This is a genomic window from Actinophytocola sp. NPDC049390 (assembly GCF_044466355.1).
In the GTDB taxonomy this organism is placed as follows: Bacteria; Actinomycetota; Actinomycetes; order Mycobacteriales; family Pseudonocardiaceae; genus Actinophytocola.
In genome coordinates, this window is the sequence record NZ_JBITMQ010000005.1 from 375626 (window position 1) to 402620 (window position 26995).

The window sequence follows — 26995 nt, forward strand, 5'->3', positions numbered from 1 at the left end:
GTGTACACAGGCCGGAATCGGAAGGCTCTCGCTCGCGCAACTACAACACATACAACGGAAAGGCAACATGTCTCTGCTGGGCGAAACCGGCAGCGAACGGTTGCCTCCATGACTCGTACAAGGACTCCGACGCACGTACCGGAACGAACCGGACGACGGTGTCGGTCTCGCCTTTGGGGGAGCGAATGATCGTGGACACCTCCAGCAGCCCGGTCCTCGACAAGATCGCGGCACTTACCGAGCGCGCACTCGGTACGTATGCGTTCAACCCGGACCGCGTTGAGGAGGACGCCAACGGGGAACGGCGTATCCACCAGGGTGGGTACGGGGACCGGCAGATCTTCGAACTCGTGCAGAACGCGGCGGACGAGATGCGGGCGCCCGAGCACCGGAACGGTCGGATCCACGTCGTACTTACCGAGAAACACCTGTACTGCGCCAACGAAGGTGCGCCCATGACTCCCGAAGGCGCGGACACCATCCTCCGAATGGGCGTGTCCAGGAAGCGCAGCGGTCAAATCGGTCGGTTCGGCGTTGGCGTCAAGTCGGTGCTGTCCGTGACCAGGGCGCCCCAGTTCTTCAGTGAGACCGGTGCGTTCGGGTTCGATGCCGATTGGTCGGCCGAACGCATCCTCGACGCGGTGAACAAGGGGCGTGCCGACAGGGGGGAGCCGTCGTTGGCGTCGATCGACCATACGCCAGTGCTCCGATTGGCGCGGCAGCTCGACACGGCGGCGGAACGCAGGATCGACTCGATCCTGGACGAGATGTTGCGGTGGGCGACGACGGTCGTGAGGTTGCCCTTGGCGCCGGGCGCGGCCACTGCGCTCTCCATGGACATCCACCAGTCGTCCAAGGCCAAGGCGGAGCGTCCCGGACGCGAGTTCCCGCATCTGTTCCAGGTGTTCTCGCACCACGTCGGCACCGTCCTGTTGGAAGACCGACGACAGATGCCCAGTCTTCGCCGGGAGCTCACGGTCCTCAACGAAGGAGCACAACGCAGCATCCGTGAGACGCGGAGCGGTGCGAAGGCGGTGTCCGAGGACTACCGCGTCTTCGTGCGCGCCTACGAACTCGACGACGAGATCCGCAGAAATGCCGGGGAGTTGCACAGCCGGGCGACGATCGACATCTCATGGGCCGTGCCGGAGTACCGGGTCACAACCAACGCCCAGGGGCAGCGGATCTTCAATGTGCCCAATGAGCGCGGTACCTTCTGGTCCTACTTCCCCACGAAGTATCCGACGACACTCAGCGGTGTCCTCAACGCGGCATGGAAGACGAACGAGGACAGGCAGAACCTGCTCGACAACAGCCCGCTCAACTCGGAGTTGCTTCGGCAGGCGGCGAACCTGGTGGTCGGTTCCTTGGGCGAGCTGGTCGTCGACGAGGATCCGGCCGCATACCTGTCCCTGCTTCCTGGGCGGACGAAGGAGTCGCCCAACTGGGCTTGCTCGTACCTCACGGCGCGCGTCTGGCAGGAAGCCGCGAACCGCCCGTCGCTGCCGGACCAGGACGGCGTCCTCCGGCGACCACGGGACCTGCACGTTCACCCGGAGAAGCTATCGCGTGCCTCGTTGGCGCTCTGGCAGAGTCACCCGGGGCGACCGCGCGACTGGATCCACCACTCCGTCGACGCCGGCCCCGTACGTCGTGGCAAGGTCGGCCACATCCTCGATGCTGCCGACTGCCGTCCGGAGACCCTTCGGACCTGGCTCGAGGCTTTGGTGGCCGACCGGAGTCCGGCGGCTTCCGCCACAGCGCTCCGCATCCTTGCGCACCTCATCGACGACGAACTGGCACATGATCCGGCTGGCGCTGCGGAAGTCCGCGGGGCACGGATTCTCCTGACCGAGCAGCATGGTTTCGTCCCACCGATCGCGGGAAGCGTATTCCGGCGGACCGTCGAGGACGGACTACGGGACGATCTCGTCTACGTACACCCGGAGATAGCAGGTGACATCTCCATGTTGCGATTCCTGGATCGGCTCGGGATTCGTGACGCGGACGCCGAAGGGCGCTTCCACAGTGTGCTCGACCAGGGTGGATTCGACGGCTATTCGCCGCAGGAGTGGACGAGGTTCTGGGAGCTGCTTCGCAGCGCGGGACGTACTTCCCAAGTCCCCGCGATCAAGCGCAAAATGCCGTCGCCGGGCACCACGCTCATGGTTCGCACCGTGACGGGTGGCTGGCGTCCTCTCGTGGAGTGTCTCCTTCCCGGGCCGGTAGTACCGGTCGACGGCGAACGTGATGGTGACGTCGCGATCGATGTCCGATTCCACGGTGACGACCGAGGGGTATTGCTTGAGTTCGGCGTTACCGACGCACCGACCCGAGGACATCGACCGGACACCGAACCATGGTTCGAGGAGTATCACAAAGCCATCCATGACGCTTACGTCCGGAAGCTTGATCCCGCTGATCACCGTCCGGCCCAGAAAACGGTGAAGGTGGAGGGCGCGCCGATCGCCGGGCCCATGACGATCTTCCTCAGTTTGTCCTCCGAAGGACGTGCCGCATTTCTCGCTGCTATGCCCGATGAAGGTCTGGTCGAAAGCTGGACGCGACAGATAGGGAAGTCGGCTGCAACCCGCGTGGCCGTGGTCTCACCGATCCGTTGGCTGCTGCGCAAGTACGGGTCGATCGTCACGTCGAAGGGCATCGTTCCTGTTCGCGATGCGGTAGCGCCCGAACTCGGCGAGTATCGGGACGTACTCCCGGTCGCGGACATCAGCCCCCGGAAGGCAGCACGTCTCCGACTGCCCAGAACTGTCGACGAAGTGCGACCCGAGCAGTGGTCCGAGCTGCTTGAGCGCGTCAAGAACAGCGAGGACGACAGTTTCATCGGGCGTACCTACGCACTGCTCGTTCGTGTGGGTTGCAGCCTGTTGAGCGACGAGGCCGAAACCCGGTGTCGCGTCGGAAACCGGTGGGAGATGCGCCCGGACGGCGATATCGCGATCGCCTTCGACCGGCAGGAGTTCCACGAGCTGGTGAAGGAGTGCCAGCCAGCCCTCCTGATCGATAGGGAAGATGATCGCGAGGCCGCGGAAGCGATGATCTCGGACTGGGGCATGCGCCCGGTGACCGACGTCATCGAGAAGCAGGTGCGTCCGGTCCTGAGCGGTCCTCCTGTACTGCTCACCGACGAATACCCGCCTCTGAGGCAACGATTCGGATCGCGAGTGAGTGGCCTGTACCTCCAGCGGTGCACTGAACTCGAGGAGGTCGTGCGCACTCCGAACGGAACCCGTACCACCCCGCTTCGCAGTGTGTTGCAGGACAGGAACACTGTGCTCGTCCCTCATGATCTGTCGTACGAGCAGGTCCTGGTGGTGGCCGACGCGGAGTTCGACTGGCAACTCGGTTCCGCCGGTTGTCGGGCCCTGCTCGAGCAGCATCGCCGCCAGCAACAGGACCTGGAGCTGCGTGCGCGGCTGGACGCAGTCCGGCGTGCTGACACAATAACGGAGAAGATCGCGCTGCTCGTCGACGAGGACGAGCTCCGTAAAGGTCTGCCCGTCGGCCTCGTGGACAGCGAGATCGCCGAGACCGGTCGTCAGCCCGACCCCGTCAGGTTGGCGGAGATGGCCTACAACGCGCACGGTGACGACGTTCTCCGGGTCCACCAGAAAGACATTCAGGCGAAATTCCACTCTGCCCCTGCGAGGTTTGACGGAGAACAGGCCGCGTTGAGGTTCGTCACCTCACTCGACCTGCCCGATTCATTCGCAGGGTCACGTATTCCGGCACCGCCCGCCAGGGTCGAAGCGAAGGGCCCGGTCGAGTTTCCGCGTCTGCATGCCTACCAGGAGCGCATCGCGACAAAGCTCGCCGAGATGTTGCGTGACCCGACTCCCCGGCGAGCGATGCTCAGCCTGCCGACGGGGGCGGGCAAGACCCGTGTGGCGGCCGAGGGGGTCATCCGCTGGATCCGTGACTCGGGAACCCCGAGGGGGCCCATCCTGTGGATCGCGCAAACCGGCGAGCTGTGTGAACAAGCCGTCCAGTCCTGGACGTTCGTGTGGGAGAAGGTCGGTCCCAAGTCGTCGCTCGTGATCGACCGCCTCTGGCACACGAACTCGGCGACCCCTGTCAAGGACCGTCCGCACCTGGTCGTGGCGACCGACGCGAAGCTCGAGTCCGTACTGGGCGAGGACGCCTACGCTTGGTTGCGACAGGCAGCGTTGGTCATCGTGGACGAGGCCCACGTCGCGATCTCCAAGAGTTACACAGCAATACTCGAGAAGTTGGGTCTCACCTTCCGTGAATCGACAAGGCATCTGGTCGGTCTCACCGCCACCCCGTTCCGCAACAGCGAGGAGCTGACGGAGCGACTGGTCGCGCGTTTCGGCAGGGAACGACTCGACGAGGGGATCTTCGATCGGGAACCCATTCCTGCCCTGCAGGAACTCGGAGTGCTCTCCGCTGTCGAGCACCGAGAGCTCCGGGGAGCGGATCTCCAACTCAACCCGGACGAGCTCGCGGGATTGAACGGCCTCGGTGGGTTCCTGCCGAAGGCCGCCGAGCAGAGACTGGCAGAAGACCATGCCCGCAACAAAGTGCTCATCGATGAGATCTCCGCGCTCCCGGACGACTGGCCCGTGCTGGTGTTCGCCACCTCGGTGCATCACGCCAAATTCCTGGCCGCAAAGCTGGGAGACCGCGGGATCCGAGCGGCGGCGATCGACTCTTCGACGCCTCTGCCGGAACGTCGACGTCGCATCGACGAGTTCCGATCGGGTCGCATCAAGGTCATCACGAACTACGGTGTGTTGTCCCAGGGATTCGACGCACCAGCGACAAGAGCTGTCGTCATCGCCCGTCCCGTGTACAGCGCCAACAGCTATCAACAGATGATCGGGCGTGGCTTGCGCGGCAGGCTCAATGGCGGGGAGGACGGCTGTCTCATCCTCGATATGCGGGACAACATCACCAACTTCCCCGGTGCCCTCGCCTTCACCAACTTCGACCACCTCTGGCGGAAGGACAGGTGGTGATCATCGCCGACGAGACCCTCGTCACCCTGACCGCTGCCCAACGGAGTGTCGTGGAGCTGCCGTGGCACGCGAAGTCGCTGGTGACAGCAGGTGCGGGAGCAGGCAAGACGACCACGCTGGTTCACCGTCTCGAATATCTGATGCGGAACGAGGAGATCGAAGCGGCGGAGGTACTCGTTCTCAGTTTCTCCCGCACGGCCGTCCGAGAGCTGCGCGACCGTCTGGATCGGACATCGACCTCCGCGCGACGGATCCGTGCCCAGACTTTTGACAGCTGGGCGTCGTCTGTGTTGTACGAAGAGGATCCACAGCGGACCGATCTGGTGGGCGTCGGCTACGACCAGCGAGTGGAGATGGCGACCCAAGCGATCGCACGTGGTGTGATTGAGGACTCCGAACGCGGTGCTCCACGACACGTGATCGTCGACGAGGTCCAGGACCTCGTGGGGGTTCGCCGTGACATGATCGAAGCCCTACTCGATCAGTTCGTCGAGGCCGGATTCACGGTAGTGGGTGACGTCGCTCAGTCCATCTACGGGTTTCAGATCGACGACCTTGAGGACAGAGCCGGTGAGACCGCGAGATTCTTGGACTGGGTGCGGACCTCCTTCGCGGACGATCTCGTGGAGTTGTCACTGAACGACAATTTCCGGGCTCGGACGGCGGAAGCCAGGACGGCACTGAGGATGGGACCGCGGCTCCAGAGTATGCGGGCTGACGACGAGGCTGTCGATCTGTACAGGGAGCTGCACGCACTCTTAATGTCGATGGCACCGTTCGGTTCCCTGGACGACTTGTTCGTGCAGGACTCGTTGCGAGATTACATGGGCACGACGGGAATCCTCTGCCAGGACAACGGACAGGTTTTGCACCTGTCGCGAGAACTCGATCGGTTGATGATCCCTTACCGCATCCGGCGGTCGCCACGCGAGCGATCGTCACCTGCGTGGCTTGCCGCCCTGTTGTCCGCGGTTCCGGTCGGAAGGATCACTGAGGAGCGCTTCGACAGCGCGGTCGCGGGACTCGATCCGGGATCGGAGCGGCCGCCCGCCTGGACCTGGCGTTCGTTGCGGCGCGTCGCGGGTGCTCCTCGCAATCAGCTGGATCTGTCGGCACTTCGACGAGTGATCGCGGAACGCCGGATACCGGATGACCTCGCCGCGCCGCCCGGCCACCCACTGGTGCTTTCGACGGTCCACCGGGCGAAGGGGACGGAGTTCGACCGGGTCATTGTCGTCGAACCCGACGATCCGTGCGTCAGGCACGGTCGGTCCGACCTCCAGGCTGATGTCAGGCTCCTGTACGTCGCGATGACAAGGCCGCGTGACGACCTCTACCGAATGGTTCGTCCGAACAACTGGATCTACCGCTTGGGCAAGCATCTCCCGATGCCGGTTGATCGGTGGTACACCACCGGATCACGCCAATGGATGCGAACCGGGATCGAGATTACCGAGTTCGATGTCGCTCAGGACCGACCCGCGGAGTCGGTGGCCCACGTGCCGACCGCCCGAGAGCTTCAGGAACACCTGCGAGATCACGTTCGCGAGGGGGACCAGGTGGATCTGCGGAAGCTGCACGACCTACCGATGTCGGCAGAGGAGTCACCGGAATACGGCGTGTTCCGCGGAGATATCCGTATCGGTGACGTCTCGGAGCGGTTCCGGCGGGACCTGCGGCGCGTTCTCGCTCGCAGAAGGAACGCCCCCGTCGACAGATGGCCGTATGCGATCACGGGTGTGCGCGTCGAGGGTGTCGAGACCATCGCAGGGACACTCGGCACAGGTCGACTGGCAGGCCTGGGTGACAGCGACACGTGGCTGACGCCCCGCCTGTGCGGTATGGGCCGCATCGAATGGTCTGAGGACGACTCCATGGAAGGACCGATCGACTCGTGAATCCCTCCCTTCGTTCCGCGCACTACCGGCTCCGCACCGATCTCCGGAAAGCCCTGAGGGACGACTTGCTCGGCCCGCATGCCGGCGCGGATGAGGTGCTTGCGAAGGATGCTCCGATCACCGCCTACCCGATCGGTGTCCTTTTTCCCCAGCGGGTGAGTGGAGACGTGCCGGGCCTGGCTGAGCTGGATGGCGACGACTCGGTCCCGGAGGTCGGTGGCCGCGACGAGGGCGATGAGGACGGTGCGGATCTCGGTATCGCGCTCTCGAACCTGCGTCGGCCTTCGTCGATGGGCATGACATTCTCGGTCGACCTCCGAGAGTGCGGACGTATCTCGGTGGAGATCCGGAGTGCACGCTACGTCCCGGAGGACGAGGCAGGAAGGCCGATCATGGCCACCCGCAGCGAGGCACGGAGTATTGAGGACCAGCGGGAGCGGTGGCGTCGCGTGGCGATCATCTGCCCACCCCTGCCGATCGATGTGGCCATGCCTGGCATGCGTCGGGTGGACGACCTCGAGTCGGGGCTGGAACTACGTGTGCTCGTCCGGCCCCCTGTCGACAATGTGGTCACTGTCACGCTGACGTTGGTGAACACGCTCACGTGCGGTGAACACGATCTGCAGGATGCCTACTGCTTCTTCCAGTCGGAACTCACGGCATTCGGCCCGGACGACACGTATCCTTTCGTCGAGCGGCGCGCTGCTCTTGGAGCCGTCGACGACGAACAGGCTTTGAGTAGACTCCTCTACCGTCACGCACCGTCGTTCGCCACGGGGCACGGCTGCTCGGTGGCGTGGGATTGGGATACTCCGGCTCTGTACGAGCCGATGCCACGCGCCGCGGCGGTGGCGAGCGTTCGCACCGAGTTCGTACCGACACATGAGGTGCTGCTCACAGACTCCAACAGGGACATCGACGACGGTGCACTTGGCATGCTCGGGTTGAGCCGTGCTCCGGCGGAGCAGGTCGTCGAGAAGCTCGGGCGCCTGCTGGCCGGATACGAGGAATGGATCGATGTCCGTGAGCGGGACGTCGCATCCATCGACACGGAACTCGTCGACGTGGCCGAAAGGCAGATAAACGAGCAGTGCCGCATCGCCTTGGCTCGGATGCACAGAGGACTCAAGCTCCTCGCCGATACCGACCAGCCGGAGGTCCTGCAGGCGTTTCGCCTGGCCAACGAGGCAATGGCAACCCAACGTGCGCGAGTCCAGTGGGTGAAGGACGGCCGCAAGGGCACGCCGGACACGGACGGCGGCCGATGGCGTCCTTTCCAGATCGCCTTCATACTCCAGTGTCTCGCCGGCATCGTGGATCCGACGGATGAGGATCGGACGATCGCCGATCTCCTGTGGTTTCCCACCGGTGGTGGGAAGACTGAAGCCTATCTAGGGCTCGTCGCCTTCACCGTCTTCCTGCGGCGCCTACGTGACGGTGCCGACGGACACGGTGTTACCGTTTTGATGCGGTACACCCTGCGTCTGTTGACGTTGCAGCAGTTCGAACGGGCGGCCGCACTGATCTGCGCCATGGAGGGCATCCGGGCCGGTCGTGCGTCCGAACTCGGATCGACCCGGATCTCGATCGGTATGTGGGTGGGTATGTCTGCCACTCCGAACCGTCTGAAGGATGCGGATGAGGCGCTCCGCAAGCTGCGCAACAATCCGAACGAGCGCTTGAGTAGGAAGAACCCGGTCCAACTACACGCTTGTCCGTGGTGCGGCACCAGACTCACCGCCAACGACTACACGGTGCTCGACACGGATTCCCGCATGTTGGTGTTGTGCCCGGACAGAGCCTGCGCGTACCACATAGAACCCGGACTGCCCATTCACCTGGTCGATGAGGCCGTCTACGACGCGCATCCGACGTTGGTCATCGCGACGGTCGACAAGTTCGCATCCTTGCCTTGGCGACCCGCCACGAAGGCGTTGTTCAACCGCGACCTGGAGAGGGTCAAACCGCCCGAGTTGATCGTGCAGGACGAGTTGCACCTGATCTCCGGTCCGCTGGGCACCATGACGGGCCTCTACGAAACAGCGGTGGACGTCCTCGCGGAACGTCCCAAGGTCGTCGCCTCCACGGCTACCATTCGACGGGCGTCCCAGCAGGTGACCGCCTTGTTTGGTCGTCGGGTTGCCCAGTTTCCTCCTGCTGGGATCGACGGTCGCGACTCCTACTTCGCAGTCGAGACCCCGCGGGGCGACAAGGCGTCCCGACGATACGTCGGTCTGATGGCGCCGAGCACCAGTCAGACCACGTTGCTCGTCAGGACCTATGCGGCGTTGCTGCACCAGGCAGCGCGCGCACGGGAGGCAGGGGCAGAACCGGCGGTCGTCGACCCCTATTGGACGCTCGTCGGTTACTTCAACAGCCTTCGGTTACTCTCCGCCGCCGAACTTCAAGTCCTCGACGACGTGCAGGGGCGACTCGACATGGCCGCCGAACGCGACGGGGTGGGTAAGCGCGCGACTCCGTCCGTGCAGGATCTGAGCAGCAGGGCCGATTCGAGCGAGATCCCGGCGTTGCTCAGGTCGATCGAACGTGCGCTGCCCGACGAGGACGTCCTGGACGTCCTGTTGGCGACGAACATGATCTCGGTGGGTGTGGACATCGACCGTTTGGGTCTGATGGCGGTGATGGGGCAACCGCAGACGACGGCGGAGTACATCCAGGCAACAAGCCGGGTCGGTAGGCGTCACCCCGGCCTGGTTGCGGTCATGCTCAACTCGACCCGATCGAGGGACCGATCCCACTACGAGAGCTTCCCGACCTTCCACTCGGCCCTCTACCGCCAGGTGGAGTCGACGAGTGTGACGCCGTTCTCTGCGCGAGCACGCGACAGGGGATTGCATGCCGTCGTGGTCGCACTCACGCGGCTGTTGATTCCCGCAGCCGAAGCCAACGATGACGCGGCGGGAATCGCCGACTTCACCGAGCGGCTGAACTCGGTGGTTCTCCCGGCCATCCTCGATCGGGTCGGTGCGGTGGGCAGCTCGGAGCGGGAGGAAGTCGCGGACCAGATCAAGAGCTTCGTGACGTGGTGGCAGGACATGGCACACGACCACCCGGAGCTCGTCTACGAGGCGAGGAAGCGGGATACCAGGAAAGCGCTGCTGAGCGGGTTCGATGAAGAGGATGTCGACGGCGGTGGGCAACAGACCCTGTGGAGCCTGCGGGACGTCGACGCCGAATCCGTTCTGTTCCAGAGCCATCGGTAGGAGTGCCAAGATGGGTTACACAGCAGGCAATCGTCGACGTGACGGCGCGGTTCGAGCGCGCGCCGCTCGCAAACTGGGTACGGTCCGCAGGTCGCAGCTCGTCACGACCTATGGTGTCGGTTCGCTCATCGCGATCGACAACGAGTCCTTTATCGTTTCCGGACTCGACTCCTGGGATGTGTCAGACGCACCCGAGATCCATGAGCGGCGGCTCGCGAGCATGCTCGGGGTCGAGTTCTTCCGTCTCCCACCTGCGTCGGAGCCGGACGATGCCACGGACGGGGTTCGGGTCAGGAGGTTCCCCGACTTCTACTCGTGTCCCGGCTGCCACGCTCTGCAGCCCTATCTCCGGTTCAACCCGCCACCGAGGAAAGCGATGTGCGGAGACTGCGACGAAGCGCTTGTGCCATCGAGGTTCGTGCTCACCTGCGAGCACGGCCACATCGAGGACTTCCCGTACTGGAAGTGGGTGCACCGGGGCAAGGGCGTCGCGGACCGATGTGGCGGGCAGCTGAGACTGCGTTCGGGTGGTGCCTCGGCGTCCTTGCGATCCGTGGTCATCGAGTGCAGCTGTGGTGCCTATTCCTCGATGGAGGGTGCGTTCCGCAAGAAATCATTGAAGGATCTCGGAATTCGTTGTAGCGGTAGATCCCCTTGGCTCGCGGGCGATGAGCGCGAGACGTGCGATCAGCCGCCGAGAACGATGCAGCGCGGCTCATCGTCAGTGTGGAATCCGGTCATGGGAAGTGCGTTGTCAATCCCACCGTTCAGTGAGGGGGTACACGCCCTCGTTGAGCGACACAGGCTCCTCGACGCCTCGGACGAGACGATTCGTTGGTTCTGCGACAAGAATTCCGCGGTACTCCGCCAGGCGAGTACGACCGTGGACGATGTGCTTCGGGTCGTGCACGAGCTCCGGTCTGCGTGGGAGCAGGACAATGGAGCGGATGAGCCGGAGGTCGCGTCTCTGGGCTCCCTGCGCGCCCAGGAGTATCGGAGCTTGCTTGCCGGGAGCAGGGAGAAGGCATCTGCAGCCTGGCAGTCGTTCGTGTGTGAACCACCTGAAACCGACCTCGATCCGGTCCGCGAGCTCGGTCTTCAGGACTGCATGTTGGTCAAGAGGCTCCGTGAGGTGCGAGCCCTTTCCGGCTTCACCCGGGGTGCCACCCCGGATGAAGGCGACGCGGAGGTGCGTCACGCGCTGTTGCACAGGTCGCCTGACATCGACTGGTTGCCTGCCATCGAGGTGAGTGGAGAGGGGGTGTTCCTGCGCCTCGACATCGATGCACTTCGCGCCTGGGAGAGCAAGAGCGACGTCAGGCGACGGGTGAAAACCATTCGAGACAACCATCTCCGGGTTCTCAGGGAGAAGGTTTCACGTGATCCGGTGAAGCGGGTCGAGGACGTCACATCGCCGGTAACACCACGGTTCGTGCTGTTGCACACGCTAGCCCACGTCCTCATCAACGAATGGAGCCTCGACGGGGGTTATCCGGCCGCTGCGCTTAGGGAACGTCTCTACTCGGGACCGGACATGGCAGGCGTACTCCTCTACACGGCCACGAGTGACTCGGCCGGCAGCCTTGGCGGCGTAGTGGCACAGGGGGAGCCCATATCGCTCGCCCGCTCGCTTCGTTCCGCATTGCTTCGTGCGGCGTGGTGTTCCAACGACCCCCTCTGCATGGAGTCGGGAGGCAGTGGTGTAGACGGCGTCAATCTGGCTGCTTGCCACGCATGTGTGTTGCTGCCCGAGACGAGTTGCGAGAACAACAACTGCTTCCTGGATCGTGCACTGCTCGTCGGCGAGCCGTCGGATGACTCTTTCGCGTACTTCGTGCAGGCGGCGAAGGTGCTTCGTTAGTAATGCTCGCCCAAGTTCACCGCCGCGCGACGCTTGCGTTCTCGGGATGGATATCAATCATCTCGGGAATTATCTACTGTCCATCGAGAGTCTGGCAGGGATTAAATCCAAGATCACCTGATGCGATGACGGTTTAGACTCCTGAATAAGGGAGGCCCTCTCAGTACGCCGCGATCGACGACTGCACCCAACCTAGATCCAATGGAACAACCACTTGTACATCTACCATCGCATGGGAAGGCGAATGTGCTCGCCTCTGGTGCAGTGGACAGCGTTGCCTGAATCGACGAGACGCACGGGGCCAGCCTGCCTACAGCTCAACGGCTCCAGGCGACCGGTCCAGACGACGAGGACGTAACCGGACCTGTTCCCGGCGAACTGCTTTTCGTAGTCCGCGTGCACCTGGTAGGTGCAACAGCGCCGCACCCGTCGGGTCGTCGGCCTGCATAGCACCGGGACCCGCCGCGCGTTTGGTCGGCCACCCACTCGGAATGTACGTTGTCATCCCGCCGGGCCCGCTGACCTGCTCGTATCCGGACAGCGGGCTGGCCGTCGGCTGGTCCGTCGTGTTCTCATTGACCGTCGTGGCGTCGATGTACGTCTCGGTTTCGAACGTTTCCGTCTCGGTGAGGGTCTCCGGTTCGACGTGGGTTTCCGTTCCTGCGTCGAATGGGAAAGTGGACGCGACCGACCGGTGTCGCCCGGCGGCACGTCCCGTACGAGAAGCAGTCCGGCCACCACTGCGCCACAAACCGGCGGCGGCGAGTGTGAGCGGACTCGGTTGCGGATTCACTGCATCCCGCCGAATCATTGCGGATCGACGCTCGGGGGTTTTCACGGAGGCCAGCACATTTACGGCGGGAAGCCTCGCACCGCAGGGGATCGGCGGCACGTCGCGGATCCTGAACACGGTCGGCCGCTGGAGCGGGCAGCCCAGGGAGACGCCGCCGGCCTGGTTCGCCGACGGCGACGACGCGCGACTGATCGTCGCGTCGGGCGGGAGAGCCAGCACCCCCGACTGGCACGCCAAACTCATGGCGAACCCCGACGAGGTGTCCGTCGAGTTGCCCGGAGAACAGCCCGTGCCGGTGACGCCTCGCCGGATCGACGGTACGGAGCGGGTCGCGGCACCGCAATGGATCGTGGCCGCGCAGCCCAGGCTGGGGAAGTATCAGAGCAAGTCCGGGCGGCGGTACCCGGTGGTTCGGCTCACCCGGCAGACGGCTCGGCAGCAATAGGACGATTTCGTCCCGCTACCACGTCAGCTCGGCCTCCTGCGGGGTTGGGTCGAGGCCCTTCGTGGTCAGCCACTTCCTGTTCAGGTGCGTTGTTCGGTACGGGGCGCCGCTGTCGGTGATCAGTGTTGCCATGGGGCCCTGCTCGCCCATCTTCGTGATCAGGTGGTGGATGCCCCACAGGCTCGTGCCTGTCGCGGGGCCCGCGTCGATGCCCTGTCCGTGCAGCCACAGCAGGGCCGCCGCCGATGCCGCGTCCGGTACCGGGATCGCCAGGTCCACGACGCCGGGGTGGAAGCCGGGTTCGACCCGGGGGCGGCCGATGCCGGGAATGCGGGACGGCATGCCGGTGCCGTAGTCGCGGGCGCCGGTCGCCCACGCCGGGAAGTACGCCGAGTTCTCCGGGTCGACCAGTGCGAGCCTGGTCGGTAGCCCTTCCCCGCGGATGTGGCGGCCGATCACCGTCGCGGTGGCGGCGGTGCCCGCGCCCACGACTATCCACTGTGGAGGTTCGGGTAGCTGGGCGAACAGCTCGTCCGCGATGGTCGGGGGCCACGCGGTCACGGCGGGCTCCGCGGCGGTGAAGTGGTCCAGGAAGTGCCCGCCCCACCGGGCCGCCAGCGCGCGGGCCTCCTGTTGCAGTGCGGCCGGCGGTTGTTCCGCCCGTTGCCAGCGGCCGCCTTCGTTCTCGATGCGGGCCAGTACCTCCTCCGCCGCCTTCGCAGGGACCAGCGCGGTCGAGGGGAGGTGCAGCAGGGTGGCGAAGTGGGCGGCCGCTGTCGCCACCGGGCCCGCGGTCGCCGTGATCACCTGCGTGGTTTCGGTGATGTCCCTGCTCGCGATGGCGTGACAGAACATCGCCGCCACCGTTCTGTGTTTCGTGCTGCCGGTGGGGAGCGTCGATTCGTCCTTCATGACGATCTCGGCGCCACCCACGCGCACCGTGCGCAGCGGGGTCGGGGTGTGCTTCGCGCGGATCGTGCGGATCGCCTCGGCCGCCCATGTGCTCATGGGTCGAACCTAGGTCGGCTCGTGCGCGATCGGGTTTCGCTTGTGGCTTAGACGGTCCAGCTCGGGGTCCATGCGTCCGGCACCTCGACCCTCCTGGCCGCCAGGTACCGGCGGAGCCCACCCAGCGCGGGATGCGGGTTGTCGTCACGCCAGATCAACGACATCGGGTAGACCGGTGTGGGGCCGCGCACCGGGATCCGGCGGAGGTCGTAGCTGTCCGGCCACAGGTACCGCGTGCCCGCACCGACGAGCGTCGCCAGTTCGGCCGAGTCGGCGATCTCGTCCATCAGCGCCTCGTTGCCGAAGGCGGGACCGACAACGTCGATCGTGAGGCCGAACGTGGTCGCGAGGTCGTCGTAGTAGGCGGACCATTCCGAGCCGGGCGCCATGCCCGGCATCCAGATCCGGTGACCGACGAGCTGGGCGGGCGTGACCGCGGCCGCGCCCGCGAGCGGGTGAGCCGGGCCCACCAGCAGCTGGTGCGTGTCGTCGATGACGCGGGCGGTCCGGATCGTGTCCGGCAGCCGTCCCTTCGGCACGGCGTGGAAGGTGGCGTCGACCGTTCCCGCCTCGACGGCGGCGATCGCCGCGTGGACGTCGACGTTCATGGTCACGACGTCCAGTTCGACCTCGGGATGGGTGCGGTAGAACTCGTGCAGGACAACGCTCGGCGCGATGCGCCTGCTGTGCACGTCGATGCGCAGCGCCCGTTTGCCGGGACGTACCGAGGCGTCGGCCCGCGCCGCCACCCGCACGAGCTCACGGGCGTGGGGCAGGAACGCCTGCCCGTCCACGGTCAGCCGCGCGCCGCGAGGTGTGCGCGTGAACAGACGCACCCCGAGGTCTTTCTCCAGCGTGGCAACGCGTTTGGAGACCGCCTGCTGCGTGATCGACAGTGCGTCGGCGGCGTCCTGGAACCGGCCGGCGTCCGCGACGGCGACGAACGTGCACACGGCGTCGAGATCCATGTGGGTCACCGTACCCGCACAACGAAAGGTTGTGGCTCGGCACCGTTCCGGTTGTTTGACCTGCGGACTCTGTCCTGGCTTCGATCATCCTGACCAAAGAGAGGTTGTGGAGTGGTCAGGAGATCGCTGGGTCGGCAGTTCGGGTGGCTGTGGGCGGCGTACGCGGTCAGCGCGTACGGCTCGGGGTTGGGTTTCGGTGCGTTGCCACTGATCGCCGTGCTGGTGTTGCACGCCGGTCCGGCGGAAGTGTCCTTGCTGTCCGCTGTGGGACCGGCGGTCGGGGCGCTGATCGCGGTGCCACTCGGGCCGTGGGTGGAGTTCCGCCGCAAGAGGCCGGTGATGATCACGATGGACCTCGTCCGGTTCGCGGTCATGACCACGATCCCGGTCGCGTACGCGACCGGGCTGCTCGGGTTCGCCCAGCTGCTGGTGGTCTCCGCGGTGGTCGCGTCCGCCAAGATCGCGTTCGGCGCGGCGAGCGGTGCCCACCTCAAGGCCCTGGTCCCGCGGGACGACCTCCTCGTGGCCAACGCGCGGTTCGAGTCGACGACCTGGAGCTCCGTCGCGGTCGGCCCGCCGCTGGGCGGTGCGGCCATCGCCCTGTTCGGCCCCGTGATCACCGTGGCGGCCAACGCGTGCGGCTACCTGTTGTCGGCGCTGGGCATCGCCGCCATCCGCGGCAGGGAACAGCCGCCTGCACGAACCGGCCCGAGCCGGGGCCGGGTCACCGAGCTGCTCGACGGCTGGCGGCACATCCTGACCCATCCCGGTCTGCGGGCGCTCTACCTCAACAACCTGCTCGTCAACGGGCTGATCATGGCCACCGAGCCGCTGCTGGCCGTGGTCATGCTCCGCCAGCTCGGGTTTCCGCCGTGGCAGTACGGGCTCGCGTTCGCCGTACCCTGCCTCGGTGGGCTGGTCGGCGCCCGCCTGGCCCGTCGCGTGGTGACGCGCCACGGCACGCACCGGGTGCTCCTGGTCGCGGGCACGCTGCGTGCGGTCTGGCTGATCGGCCTCGCGTTCGTGCAACCCGGTGTCGTCGGGCTCGTGACCGTGATCGGCGTCGAACTGGCGATCATCGTGTGCATGAGCCTGTACAACCCGGTGCTGGCCACGTGCCGACTCGAGCACACCCCGTCCGACCGGCTCGCCCGCACGCTGTCGGCGTGGTCGATCAGCAGCAGCGCCGCGATCGCGGTCCTCAGCGCGCTCGCCGGACTGCTCGCCGAGGTCACCACTCCTCGCACGGCGATCACCGTCGCGGGGCTGGTGATCCTCGCGAGCCCGCTGCTGCTACCGCGCCACGCGGACGTCACAACTCAGAAGGAGACGCGTTCCACGCTGTCCGCGCGCAGCACCGACTCCTGATCGAACTGTTCCTCGTAGTCGCCGCGGATCTCCTCCAGGTCCTGGTTCGCGTCGCGATCGCCGAACGGGTACAGGATGATCAGGACGTACGAGTCCTCCTTGCCGCCCATCCACTGGCCGTGTGCCTCCAGCCACGTGAGGCCGTCCGGGAACGCCGGGGTGACCTCCTTGTCCAGGAACGACTCGAACTCGGCCGGGGTGATGGGCGTGCCGTTCGGGCGGTTGCCGCCGAAGTACAGCTCGGTGCGGCGGTACGACTCGCCCGGTGTGGGGACCGGAGCGGTCGCTCCTCGCGAGTCCGAGGCCGCGGTGGTGGTCGCGCCCGCCGTCGTCAAACCCAGGAACAGGGCGGCCAGCATCCCGGCCACCGCCGTGCGTCGTGTCGTCATGTGCCCATCCAACCGGCGCCGACGCGTTGTCCCACCTGGTGGTCAGGGCCTTGCGCGCCGGATGGTCACTTCGACTGCGGCAGCTTCACCGTTCCCTTCCTGGCCCGCGCGGCCGACGGCGGCGGCACGACCGGGCCGATGTCGCCGTCCGGCGCCTCGTCCAGGTCGACGATCACCGGTGCGTGGTCGCTCGGGCCCGTGCCCTTGCGGGCGTGCCGGTCCACCCACGCCGCCTGGACCCGGCCCGCCACCGGGGCGGACGCCAGCACCAGGTCGATCCGCATGCCCAGGTCCTGGTGGAACATGCCGGCCCGGTAGTCCCAGTACGTGAAGACCCGCTCGGCGGGCCACCGGTCCCGCACCACGTCCCGAAGACCGAGGTCCACCAGCGCGGCCAACGCGGCCCGCTCCGGCGGCGTGACGTGTGTCTGGCCGACGTACGCCGCCGGGTCGAACACGTCCGCGTCGGTCGGCGCGATGTTCATGTCCCCGCAGAGCAGCACGGCGTCCGGCCCCGCCGACACGACCTCGCGCAGCGCCGCCAGCCACGCGAGCTTGTACCGGTAGTGGTCGGAGTCGGGCTCCCTGCCGTTCGGCACGTACAACGAGTGCACCCGCACCCCGCCGCAGGTCGCCGCGACCGCGCGTGCCTCGGGATGCGGGAACCCCGGCGCCTCCGCCACCCCGATCGTCACGTCGTCAAGACCGACCCGCGACAGGATGGCGACACCGTTCCACCTGGACTCGCCCGCCACCGCGTACTCGTACCCGCGTTCCGCCAGCGCGGCGCTGAGTAACTCGCTGAACGCGTCGTCGGCCAGCTTGGTCTCCTGCAGGCACACGACGTCCGGCTGCCGCTGGTCGAGCCAGGGCAGCAGCCTCGGCATCCGCTGCTTGACGGAGTTCACGTTCCACGTCGCCACTCGCACGCCACAGACGCTAGCCCCACCCACCGACAATTTCCGCTCCGCCACCGTCGTCTTGATCTCCCCGCACCTGTCGGTGGATGCTCATCCGCAACGCGTCGACACCGCGAGGGAAGAGCAGTGAACGAGCCACGCAGCCGGTGGTCCATGGTCGCGGCGTTCGCGCTGCTGGGCGCGGTCACACAGGTCCTGTGGGTCACCTACGCGCCGGTCACCGACGCGGCGGGCCGCCACTACGGCGTCGGCGACACGGCGGTCGGCTGGCTCGCCAACGTGTTCCCGCTGCTCTACGTGGTCCTCGCGATCCCGGCGGGCATCGTGCTCGACCGGCGGTTCCGCGGTGGGCTCGCGGCCGGTGCGGTGCTGACCGCCACCGGCGCGGTGGTCCGGATCGTCGGCGACACCTACGTGTTCGCGCTGGCCGGACAGCTCGTCGTCGGAGTCGCGCAGCCGCTGGTGCTCAACGCCATCACCGGCATCGCCGGGCGCTACCTGGCCGAACGCGACCGACCCGCCGGCATCGCGGTCGGGTCGGCCAGCACCTTCGCCGGGTTGATCGTCGGGTTCGGGCTCGGGGCCGTGTTCTCCGACGACATCGGCACCCTGCTGGTGGTGCAGGCCGGGCTCGCGGTGGCCGCGGCGGTCGCGGTGCTGTCCGTGCTGCGGACGCCCGCCGAGCACCGCGCCGAGGTCGCCCCCGCCGGGTTGGGGGCGTTGCGGAACGCGTGGGGCGACCCGTTCATCCGCCGCCTGTGCGCGCTGGTCTTCGTGCCGTTCGGGGTGTTCGTCGCCCTGTCGACGTTCGCGCAGCCGCTGCTCGAACCCGCCGGAGTGCCGGAGGAGACCGCCGGGCTGATCCTGGTCGCGAACGTGGTCGCCGGGGTCGTCGGGTGTGCCGTGGTGCCGGTGTTGGCCGGCCGCCGCGGCCGGGAGCAGGTCGTGCTGACGACGTCGTTGCTGGTCACGGCCGTCGCGTGCGTGGTGCTCGCGCTCGTGCCCGGGGTGGTGACGGGGTTCGTGGCGCTGGCGCTCATCGGGTTCGGCCTGCTGCCCGCGTTGCCGATCGTGCTGGCGCTGACCGAGCGGCGGGCAGGCAGCAGCGAGGGCACGGCCGCCGGGCTGATGTGGCTCGCGGGCAACCTCGGCGGGCTCGTCGTCGCGGCCACGGTCGGTGCGCTGGTGGGGGAGCCGCTGCTCGCGTTCCTGTTGCTCGCCGTGCTGAGCCTGTTGACGCTGCCTCTGTTGTGGTCGTTCAACCGGGTGAGTAGGTCCGGGACAGTGCCGTCACCGACTCCGTGATCCGGTCGAACCGCGCGACCGGTGTCGGCGAGCTCTTCAGCGACGAGGAGTGGGAGGGCAGGCAGATCCGCGTTCGCTACCGGTGGCCGGACATCTCCGGGACACTGTGGTTCACCCCATGGCGCGGCCGTCACGGGAGCAGGTCATGCGAGTTCTGGTATCGAGTCACAGGTCGTTGAAAGGAGCCGCGTACGCGAAGGGGCCCTGGATCCGGGAGTCGTAAGTGGACAGTGGGCGGGCCTGGAAATGGTCGCCCCATTCGAGAACGGGAGGAGTGATGCCGAAGCGGGTGGCTGGTTCGAAGCCGAAGCGGGGGTAGTAGTCGGTGTGGCCGAGCAGGACGACCACCGGCTCGTCCAGGGCGTCCGCGGCGCCGAGGACGGCGTGCATCAACGCGCTGCCGATGCCGGACTTCTGCACCGACGGGTCGACGCCCAGCGGGCCGAGGCCCAGTGCGGGTGTCTCGCCGACGTGGGCTCGGGTGCACACGACGTGGCCCACCACCGCGCCGTCGACCTCCGCCACGAGCGACAGCGGCGGTAGCCACGCGTCCGACGCGCGCAGGGCGGTCACCAGGTTCGTCTCGATCTCGCCGTCGAAGGCGGCTCGGTGGATCTCGGCGATCCTGGGTACGTCCGTGGTCTGTTCTCGTCTCACCAGCACGGCGGTCACTCTCGCACATCGATGCCGCCGCGTTGAGCCAATATTTCCGGTGCCAGGACCACGACGGCGCCCGGCTCCACGCGGACCAGGCCCTCGTCGGCCAGTCTCCGCAGGGCGCGGTTCACCGTCACCCTGGTCAGGCCCAGCGTCTCCGCCAGGCCTTGTTGTGCGCCGGGCAGCGGCACGCGACTGGCCGCCGCGCGGACCAACCACGTCGCCACCCTGGTGGTGGCGTCGGTGTAGCTGGTCAGCACGGCGTTCTCCTGAGTTCGGCGCAGTTGGTTCGCCAGGTGGCGGAACACGTGACGGCGTACGGCCGGCACGTCGACCAGCGCCAGGAACTCGGCTGCCGGGATCAGGCGCAGGCGGCTGCGGGTGGTGGTCAGCCACGTCGCCGTGTGGCCGCCGCCGTCGAGCACGGCCGCCTTGTCGACCGCGCACGGGGCCGGGAACTCGCCCAGTCTGCGGCGGTGACCGGACTCGGTCTCGTGGACGGCCGTCAGTGCGCCCGTCTCCACGACGATCAGGTGCCGCGCCGGCTCGCAGCGGACGGCCACCACCGTGTTCGCGGCGACGTCGCGGGCCGGGGACACGGCCGCCAGGCGGTCCAGGTGCTCGGGAGCCACGTGGGCGAGCAACGGAACGTCGGCCAGCACGGTTCGCAGTATCGCGTGATACAGCGGCGGGCACCGGCGTCGGCCTAGCGTGGCCGCATGATCGTGCTCGAACTCGCCTTCGACGACAACCCGGTGCGGCTTGCCGCCAGGTCCGCGCACCGGCAGCGGCTCGCCGAGCTGCACGCCGCCGGACTCCTGGTGATGGCGGGGCCGTTCGCCGACGACTCCGGTGCCCTGCTGGTGTTCGACGCCGAGCGGTCCGCGGTGGACCGGGTGGTCGCCGACGATCCGTACTACGCCGTCGACGGGGTGCGTGTGGCCGGCCTACGGGAGTGGTCGCCCGTCGTCGGTTAGGCGCGGGGCCGTGTCGCGGATCAACGACAGGAGGGTGGTGCTCAGCAGCAGGTGCACCTGGTCCCGGGTGAGATCCCCGCGGACCAGCCACTCCCGGGCCGCGGACTTGACCATGCCACCGTAGGAGCGCACCATCGCGCGCAGTTCCGGCGGCGTCGCCGACAGGCGTGCCGCCTCCAGCACGCGGTCGGCGGCCAGCTCGTCGGCGTCCGCCAGGATGTCCTCGACCTCCGGGTCCTGGCCGATGGCACCCGTCGCGGCCAGCCACGCCGTGCTGTTGCGGGCCACGCCCTCCAGGAACCAGTCGACGGCGGCCTGCACGCGGGTCTCGAGCGGGCCCTCCGGCAGCTGCTCGATCGCGAACCTCGGGATGGTCACCATGCGGCGGACCACCTCCAGGTACAGGTCCCGCTTGGTGCCGAAGTAGTGGTTGATCAGGCCGCGCGCCACCCCGGCCCGTGCGGCCAGCTCCGTCGTCGACACCGCCGCGTACGGGCGCTCGCCGAACAGGTGCATCGCGCACGCCAGGATCTGTTCGCGGCGCTCGTCTGGTTCCAGCCTGCGCCTGCGTGGGGCCGCGGTCACTCGTCACCGATCTGTTGGCGGACGGTCAACAACCCGGAGTATAGGAGCGCCTGCCGTAGTTCAACCTGGTGAACGTCGCTTCCGCGGCCGCGAGTTCGTCGTCGTCGAGCAGCCGCGGGGTGCCGAGCGTCGCCGCGCGGGCGTACACGTCCGACAGCCACTCGACCAGCTCCAGCCGCTCGCACGCCTGCTCGACCGTTTCGCCGTGCGCGACCGACCCGTGGTTGCGCATCAGCACCGCCGACCGGTCCGCGAGCGCGTCGACCACCGACCGAGCCAGCTCGGGCGAGCCGAACGTGGCGTAGTCCGCCACGCGCACCACGCCGCCCAGCCGCACGGTCAGGTAGTGCACGGGCGGCAGCACGTCGTGGGTGAGCCCGACGGCGATCGACGCGGGCGAGTGGGCGTGCGCGACCGCGCCGACCGCCGGGAACGCCGTGTAGACCGCCAGGTGCAGGGGCAGCTCGGACGTCGGCGGCAGGTCGCCGGACAGCACCTCGCCCGTCGCCGACACCAGCGTCAGGTCCGCGGGGGTCAGCTCACCGAGCACCGTGCCGGAGCCGGTCACCAGCACGTCCTCGCCCACGCGCATCGACAGGTTGCCGGACGTGCCCGTCACCAGCCCGCCCGCCGCGAGCCTGCGCCCGGCCGCGACGAGCCGCTCAGTCGCGGGCACCCGGGCTCCCGACGAGTGATCGCAGCTGGGACAGCAACTCGCTGCGGCTGGACGCGCCCAGCCGCTGCCGCATCCGTGCCACGTGGTGCTCCACCGTCTTCGCCGAGATGAACAACCGGTCCCCGACATCCTTGTACGTCATCCCGGACACCACCAGCTCGGCGACCTGCAGTTCCCGTTCGGACAGCGTGACCTCGGGTGTCGTCGCCGACGGCTCGTCCGGGACCCGCCGCGCCGCGACCGGCTTGCCCTGCAGCAGCCGGGCGCAGTCCAGCAGCCGCACCATCGCCTTGCGGTCGGTGGTCTTGGTGGCGGCCCGGCCCGCGAGCCGGGCGCCGTCCCACGTGAAGCCGGCCGCGTGCAGGCCGCGTGCCGCGTCCTCGACGGCGTCCGGGTCGACCTTGCCCGCCATCAGCTCCGCCCAGCACCGGCCCGCGGCGGCGACCATGCCGAACTGCTCGTCCTTCGCCGCCGCCCGTGCCATGGCCTCGACGTGCTGTTCCGCCACCTCGACCTGGTTGGCGATCACGGCCGCGTGCAGCCCGCCCCACCACAGGGGCGTCGCCCACAGCGGTGGGTCGCCCAGCCCCTTCAACAACGTCCTGGTCTGCTCAAGGTGCGCGGCGAGCCTGCTCTCCTCCCGCAGCCGCGCGGCGGCCACCATCAGCTCGCCGAGCGGGAGGACCGTGAACAGGTCCATGGGGTGGCGCAGCAGCGCCTCCCCGGCCTGCACCCACGCCCGGCCCAGCGTGTCCGTGTCGCCGGTGCGGCGGGCCACGCCCAGCTCGATGGCCACCGCGAACAGCCAGTCGCGGGGTTCCAGGTGCGTGCCGCGCAGGGCGTTGAACTGCTCGGCCGCCGCCGTGAGGTCACCGCGCACCATGGCGATCCACGCGCGGAGCAGCTGGTGGCGGGTGGCGAGCGGCGCGCCGCCGGTCCCGGCCGCGATGGCCCGCTCCACCAGCGACGACGCCGTGGCGAGCTCTCCGTAGTGCAGCGCGAGCAGCGCGCCCAGCGCCGCCGGGCTGTCCGGCAGCAGCACGCCACGGCCGACCGGTTCGAGCAGCCCGGCCGCACGCACCATCATCGACAGCGCGGTGGTCGGGGTCCCCGCGACCGACTCGTGCAGCCCGTTCGCCATCAGTGCGAGCGCGCTGGACAGCGAGGTCGGCGGGCCGTCGGACGACGTCTGCGACCGCAGCTCCCGCGCGTCGGCGAGGTCACCGACGCCGACCAGGCCGAGCGCGGCCAGCTGCTTGCCCTCCTCGGTGCCCGCCCAGCGGTACAGCTGCGCGCCGCGGAACAGCTGGCCGCGGTGCGCGAGCGCGGCCGCGGCCACCCCGGCCGCGTGGCGCCGCTGCGCGGCGGACTCCGTGGTGATCACCTCGTCCGCCAGCCGCAGCGCGCCGTCCAGGTCACCGGCCAGCGCGAGCGCCTCCGCCCGCCGGGCCGCGACCTGCAGCGGCGGGCGGCCCGCCGTCACCGCGGCCTCGTACAGCCGCGCCGACAACGCCGGGTCGACCGGCAGCGCCTCGGCGGCCGCGGCTTCGAACGCCCGCGCCGCGGCGGCGCCGCCGATGCCCGTGCCCAGCAGCGGCCGGACCAGCGCCAGCACCTGACCGCCGCGCGCGAGCTGCAGGTCGGCGAGCCGCTGCCGCATCCACGCCCGCCGCTCCACCGGCACGAGCGCCCGGATGGCCCGCCGCGCGATCGGCAGCAGCGCACCCGCGGTGCCGAACAGCCCGGTCGACCGCGCGGCCTCGGCGATCTCGCCGACCGCCGCCGCGTCCCGGTCGAGCAGCTCCGCCAGCAGGTCGAGGTGCAGGCCGACCCCGGCGTCGGCGGCCACCATGAACCGCAGCACGTCCTCGTCGAGCCGGGCGAGCTCTGGGCGGAACTCGGCGAGCGCGGCGACGGGCACCTCGGTCCTGTGCCCGTCGAGCGTCCGCGCGAGCCGGTCGACGAAACCGGGCACGCCACCGGTCTCCGCGTGCACGAACTCGGCGAGCTGGTCGGTCCGCCGTCCCGCCGGCAGGCACGCCTTGACCTGCGCTGTCGTGAACGGGGCCGGGATCAGCTGCTCCGGCGCGAGGTCGAGCAGCTCGGCCAGCGCCCTCGGTCTCGGCCACGGCCGGGCCGCCACGACCAGCCGGGTCCGCGTCGCCGTCTCGCGCAACGCGGCGAGGTCGGCGTCGTCGAGGAGGTGGGCGTCGTCGACGAGCACCACCTCCCCGGTGACCTGGTGGAACGGTCCGGTGTGCACGCTCACGCCGAGCGTGGTGGCGATGTGGTGCAGCAGGGTGGTCTTGCCGTATCCGCCGGGCGCGACCACGGACACGTGTGCCCGTGTGTCGGCGGCCAGCGCCTCGAGGTGCCGCGACGCGGCGTCATCCAGGATCGGCGTCACTCAGGGTCCTTGTCAGCGGCCTTGTCAGGGGCCTTGTGAGAGGCCTTGTCAGAGTCAGAGTCCTTGTCGGGATCGACACGGCGTCGTCGCCGGGGCGGGTCGTCGGTGGCCGGCACGCGGTCGTCCACCAGATCCCAGGATCGCTGGTCGCGGTCCAGCTCGTCGACCTCGGTGCCACCCCGCACGCGGCGGGCGAGGCGCGCGAGGCCGCGCGCGGGCGGGGCCAGCGCCGGGATCTCGACCGGTGGCCGGGGCGGCGGCGGCCCGACGTCGGGCACCTCGGAAGCGATGTCGTCGAACCGCATGAGGTCCGTGTGCTGGGAGACCGCCGCGGTGGGCGTGACGGTCGGGGAGACCTGCACGGGTCTGGACTGCACGGTGGGCTTGGCGACCCGTCCGCCCGCGAGCGCGGCGCCCCTGGCGACGGCCGTGACCGGGTCGTCGGCCGCGACCACCCGCACCCGCACCGCCGCCGACACCAGCTCGGCGATCAGCGGCACCCGCGCGCACCCGCCGACGAGCACGACGGCGCGGAGGGCGTCCTGCTCGGCGCCCTGGAGGGCACGCCGCAGGATCTGCACGGTGTGCTCGACGACCGGCCGGATCAGGCCGTCGAACTCGGTGCGGTTGACCATGACGGTCGCCGTCTTCGACCCCGGCGGCGCCGGGATGGTCACCGCGACCGCGGTGGACAGCTGCTCCTTCGCGGCGTCGCAGGCGGCCCGCAACGCGGCGAGCGCGGCCGGCGAGTCGGGCAGTTCCCCCAGCTCGGCGGCGACGTGCTCGGCGAGCAGGTCGTCGAACAGGGAGCCGCCGAGCGCGTCCACGCTGTCGGCGTGCGCACGCAGCTCGAACCCGAACGCGCCCCGGCGCAGCACGGCGGCCTCGAAGCGGCTCGCGCCGAGCGAGTACACCGCGATCTCCTGCCCGACCTCGACGCGGTCGGTCGCCGCGTAGGCCTCGGCGGCCGCGACGGGGCGGGGCAGCATGGTCAGCTCGGGCAGGTTCAACTCGCGCAGGGCCGCCTGCAGCACGGACCGCCGATGCGTCCCCCAGCCAACGGGGTGAGTGACCACCAGCCGGCTGGCGGGCGAGCCCTCGTAGGCCTCCACGCGATCCACGACCCACGCCACGAACGCGGCGGCCAGCGACTCGGCCGGGTAGTGGCGCCCCCCTAGGGCGACGGGGACCTCGTCGCCGATCCGGTCGAGGAAGTCGCGGGCGACCCGGTCGGGAGCCGTGGCCGCGCCGCGACGCGCGGCCGCGCCGACCTCCACCGCGTCGTCGCTGGTCAACAGCAGTACGGACGCGACGCCCTGGTCGGTGTCGTCGTCGAGTGGCACGATCGTGGGTTCGCTCCAGCTGTCGTGCCGGTTGTGGCTCACCGCCGCCGTGGTGCGCGCGGTGCCGAGGTCGATCCCGAGGGCGTACGGCATTTGCGGGCGTTACCTCCGTCCGTGCGGGCGGGCTATGTCGTACCAGGGCGCGGGACCCCGTGGGGCCACCCCCAGTGGGTCAGTGGGCGAACCCCTAACCCCCTAACGAGTGAGTCATTGTTAGCCCTATGGGTCGAAACGACAACTCGGAGTGATCCCCGATGTCCCCCGACCTCGGCGTCCCTAGGTTGATCTCCGCACGGCGCCGCGGCGGGTCGAACCGCACGTCCCCACCATGACCATCGCCGCGCGCCAGTTCTGAATCCGCTAGGAGAAATTCGTGTCTTTCCCAGTAGAGACGCTTCACGACCTCGCGTTGACGCTGCTCAACGACGACGCCGCGATGGCCGCCTACGCCGCCGACCCGGTCGGCGTGCTCAGGGAGGCGGGGTTCTCCGACTTGACACCCACAGATGTGCAGGAGGTTCTCACCTTGGTTCGCGACGATATGCCGGTGGACGCACCGGCCGAGACTTCGGCCAACACCTCGGCCGAGGCATCGGCCGAGGTCGAGGCCGACGGCTCCGCCGCGCCGATGGACGGCGAGTGCGCCACCGACACCCCCGCCGAGTCGCCGGCGGACGTTCCCGGCCTCGGCGACCTGCCTGGGCTCGGCGCGCTGCCGGGGCTGGGCGACCTCCCGGGCGGGCTGCCCGCCCTGCCGGGTCTGGGTGACCTGCCGGTGGACCTGCCCGAGGGGCTCCCCGCGCTCCCGGCGTTGCCGGGTGGGTGTGACGACGGTGACGGTTCGTCGGCGCTGCCGGCGCTGCCGGGCCTCGGTGACCTGCCGTCCGGTGTCCCGGGTGTCGGCGCGCTGCCCGCGCTGCCCGGCCTGGGTGACCTGCCGGTCGACGTGCCGGAGGGGCTGCCCGCCCTGCCGGAGCTGGGTGACCTGCCGTCGGGCGTCCCGGGTGTCGGCGCGCTGCCGGGCCTGGGTGACCTGCCGGTGGACCTGCCCGAGGGGCTCCCCGCCCTGCCGGAGCTGGGTGACCTGCCGTCCGGTGTCCCGGGTGTCGGCGCGCTGCCCGCGCTGCCGGGCCTGGGTGACCTGCCGGTGGACCTGCCCGAGGGGCTCCCC

General features: G+C 68.6%; 19 protein-coding genes. 9 read left to right on the plus strand and 10 right to left on the minus strand.

What is annotated here, in order from left to right; translation table 11 throughout:
* Positions 1–185 precede the first annotated feature (185 nt).
* The 5 genes from ACIBVP_RS18130 to ACIBVP_RS18150 all read left to right on the plus strand — a co-directional run bounded on the left by ACIBVP_RS18130 (position 186) and on the right by ACIBVP_RS18150 (position 13221).
* Positions 186–5000 (plus strand): DEAD/DEAH box helicase, encoded by a 4815-nt coding sequence (locus ACIBVP_RS18130; protein ID WP_396107276.1) that lies wholly within the window; start codon positions 186–188, stop codon positions 4998–5000.
* On the plus strand, positions 4997–6898 hold the full coding sequence (locus ACIBVP_RS18135) for a UvrD-helicase domain-containing protein (protein WP_396107277.1): 1902 nt from the start codon (positions 4997–4999) through the stop codon (positions 6896–6898). Before ACIBVP_RS18130 ends, ACIBVP_RS18135 begins: the two co-directional genes overlap by 4 nt.
* A complete protein-coding gene (locus ACIBVP_RS18140; protein ID WP_396107278.1) occupies positions 6895–10122 on the plus strand; it encodes a helicase-related protein in 3228 nt (1075 codons plus the stop codon). Before ACIBVP_RS18135 ends, ACIBVP_RS18140 begins: the two co-directional genes overlap by 4 nt.
* 10 nt (positions 10123–10132) lie before the next feature.
* Entirely contained in the window at positions 10133–11983 is a 1851-nt protein-coding gene (drmB, locus tag ACIBVP_RS18145; protein WP_396107279.1) for a DrmB family protein, read from the plus strand.
* 491 nt (positions 11984–12474) lie between these two features.
* The gene (locus tag ACIBVP_RS18150) at positions 12475–13221 is read left to right on the plus strand and encodes a nitroreductase family deazaflavin-dependent oxidoreductase (protein WP_396107280.1); all 747 of its coding nucleotides are present in this window, start codon (positions 12475–12477) and stop codon (positions 13219–13221) included.
* Between the two features lie 15 nt (positions 13222–13236).
* Here ACIBVP_RS18150 and ACIBVP_RS18155 read toward each other — a convergent pair whose 3' ends face one another.
* Together ACIBVP_RS18155 and ACIBVP_RS18160 are read right to left on the minus strand one after the other, a co-directional pair.
* Entirely contained in the window at positions 13237–14229 is a 993-nt protein-coding gene (locus ACIBVP_RS18155) for a pyridoxal-phosphate dependent enzyme (protein ID WP_396107281.1), read from the minus strand.
* A 47-nt stretch (positions 14230–14276) separates the two neighbouring features.
* Entirely contained in the window at positions 14277–15197 is a 921-nt protein-coding gene (locus ACIBVP_RS18160; RefSeq protein ID WP_396107282.1) for a LysR family transcriptional regulator, read from the minus strand.
* 111 nt (positions 15198–15308) lie between these two features.
* Here ACIBVP_RS18160 and ACIBVP_RS18165 point away from each other — a divergent pair, with 111 nt between their 5' ends.
* A complete protein-coding gene (locus tag ACIBVP_RS18165; RefSeq protein ID WP_396107283.1) occupies positions 15309–16565 on the plus strand; it encodes an MFS transporter in 1257 nt (418 codons plus the stop codon).
* On the opposite strand, the gene ACIBVP_RS18170 is transcribed toward ACIBVP_RS18165, so the two are convergent.
* Together ACIBVP_RS18170 and ACIBVP_RS18175 are read right to left on the minus strand one after the other, a co-directional pair.
* Positions 16517–16954, minus strand: a complete 438-nt coding sequence (locus tag ACIBVP_RS18170) for a DUF3574 domain-containing protein (protein WP_396107284.1) — start codon at positions 16952–16954, stop codon at positions 16517–16519. The genes ACIBVP_RS18165 and ACIBVP_RS18170 overlap by 49 nt on opposite strands.
* Positions 16955–17019: 65 nt before the next feature.
* A complete protein-coding gene (locus ACIBVP_RS18175) occupies positions 17020–17883 on the minus strand; it encodes an exodeoxyribonuclease III (protein WP_396107285.1) in 864 nt (287 codons plus the stop codon).
* Between the two features lie 117 nt (positions 17884–18000).
* Between ACIBVP_RS18175 and ACIBVP_RS18180 the strand changes: the two genes are divergently transcribed.
* Complete coding sequence (locus tag ACIBVP_RS18180) at positions 18001–19179, plus strand: MFS transporter (RefSeq protein WP_396107286.1); 1179 nt, start codon at positions 18001–18003, stop codon at positions 19177–19179.
* A gap of 165 nt (positions 19180–19344) precedes the next feature.
* On the opposite strand, the gene ACIBVP_RS18185 is transcribed toward ACIBVP_RS18180, so the two are convergent.
* Entirely contained in the window at positions 19345–19842 is a 498-nt protein-coding gene (locus tag ACIBVP_RS18185) for a GNAT family N-acetyltransferase (RefSeq protein ID WP_396107287.1), read from the minus strand.
* Positions 19843–19847: 5 nt separating this feature from the next.
* Entirely contained in the window at positions 19848–20498 is a 651-nt protein-coding gene (locus ACIBVP_RS18190) for a Crp/Fnr family transcriptional regulator (RefSeq protein WP_396107288.1), read from the minus strand.
* 57 nt (positions 20499–20555) lie between these two features.
* Between ACIBVP_RS18190 and ACIBVP_RS18195 the strand changes: the two genes are divergently transcribed.
* Positions 20556–20813, plus strand: coding sequence for a YciI family protein (locus ACIBVP_RS18195; RefSeq protein WP_396107289.1), 258 nt, complete (start codon positions 20556–20558; stop codon positions 20811–20813).
* Here ACIBVP_RS18195 and ACIBVP_RS18200 read toward each other — a convergent pair.
* From ACIBVP_RS18200 to ACIBVP_RS18215, 4 genes are read right to left on the minus strand one after another with little or no spacing between them, the layout of a single operon-like run.
* Positions 20784–21398 (minus strand): TetR/AcrR family transcriptional regulator, encoded by a 615-nt coding sequence (locus ACIBVP_RS18200; RefSeq protein ID WP_396107290.1) that lies wholly within the window; start codon positions 21396–21398, stop codon positions 20784–20786. The two genes, ACIBVP_RS18195 and ACIBVP_RS18200, sit on opposite strands and share 30 nt — an antisense overlap.
* 25 nt (positions 21399–21423) lie before the next feature.
* The gene (locus tag ACIBVP_RS18205; RefSeq protein WP_396107291.1) at positions 21424–22074 is read right to left on the minus strand and encodes a class II aldolase/adducin family protein; all 651 of its coding nucleotides are present in this window, start codon (positions 22072–22074) and stop codon (positions 21424–21426) included.
* Complete coding sequence (locus ACIBVP_RS18210; RefSeq protein WP_396107292.1) at positions 22061–24481, minus strand: LuxR C-terminal-related transcriptional regulator; 2421 nt, start codon at positions 24479–24481, stop codon at positions 22061–22063. The genes ACIBVP_RS18205 and ACIBVP_RS18210 overlap by 14 nt, the downstream gene beginning before the upstream one ends.
* Positions 24478–25917 carry an Hsp70 family protein gene (locus ACIBVP_RS18215; RefSeq protein ID WP_396107293.1) on the minus strand — a complete coding sequence of 480 codons (1440 nt, stop codon included), beginning with the start codon at positions 25915–25917 and terminating at the stop codon, positions 24478–24480. The genes ACIBVP_RS18210 and ACIBVP_RS18215 overlap by 4 nt, the downstream gene beginning before the upstream one ends.
* Positions 25918–26197: 280 nt before the next feature.
* On the opposite strand from ACIBVP_RS18215, the gene ACIBVP_RS18220 reads away from it, so the two are divergent.
* The coding region (locus tag ACIBVP_RS18220) for an IniB N-terminal domain-containing protein (protein ID WP_396107294.1) at positions 26198–26995 on the plus strand (798 nt) is incomplete at its 3' end.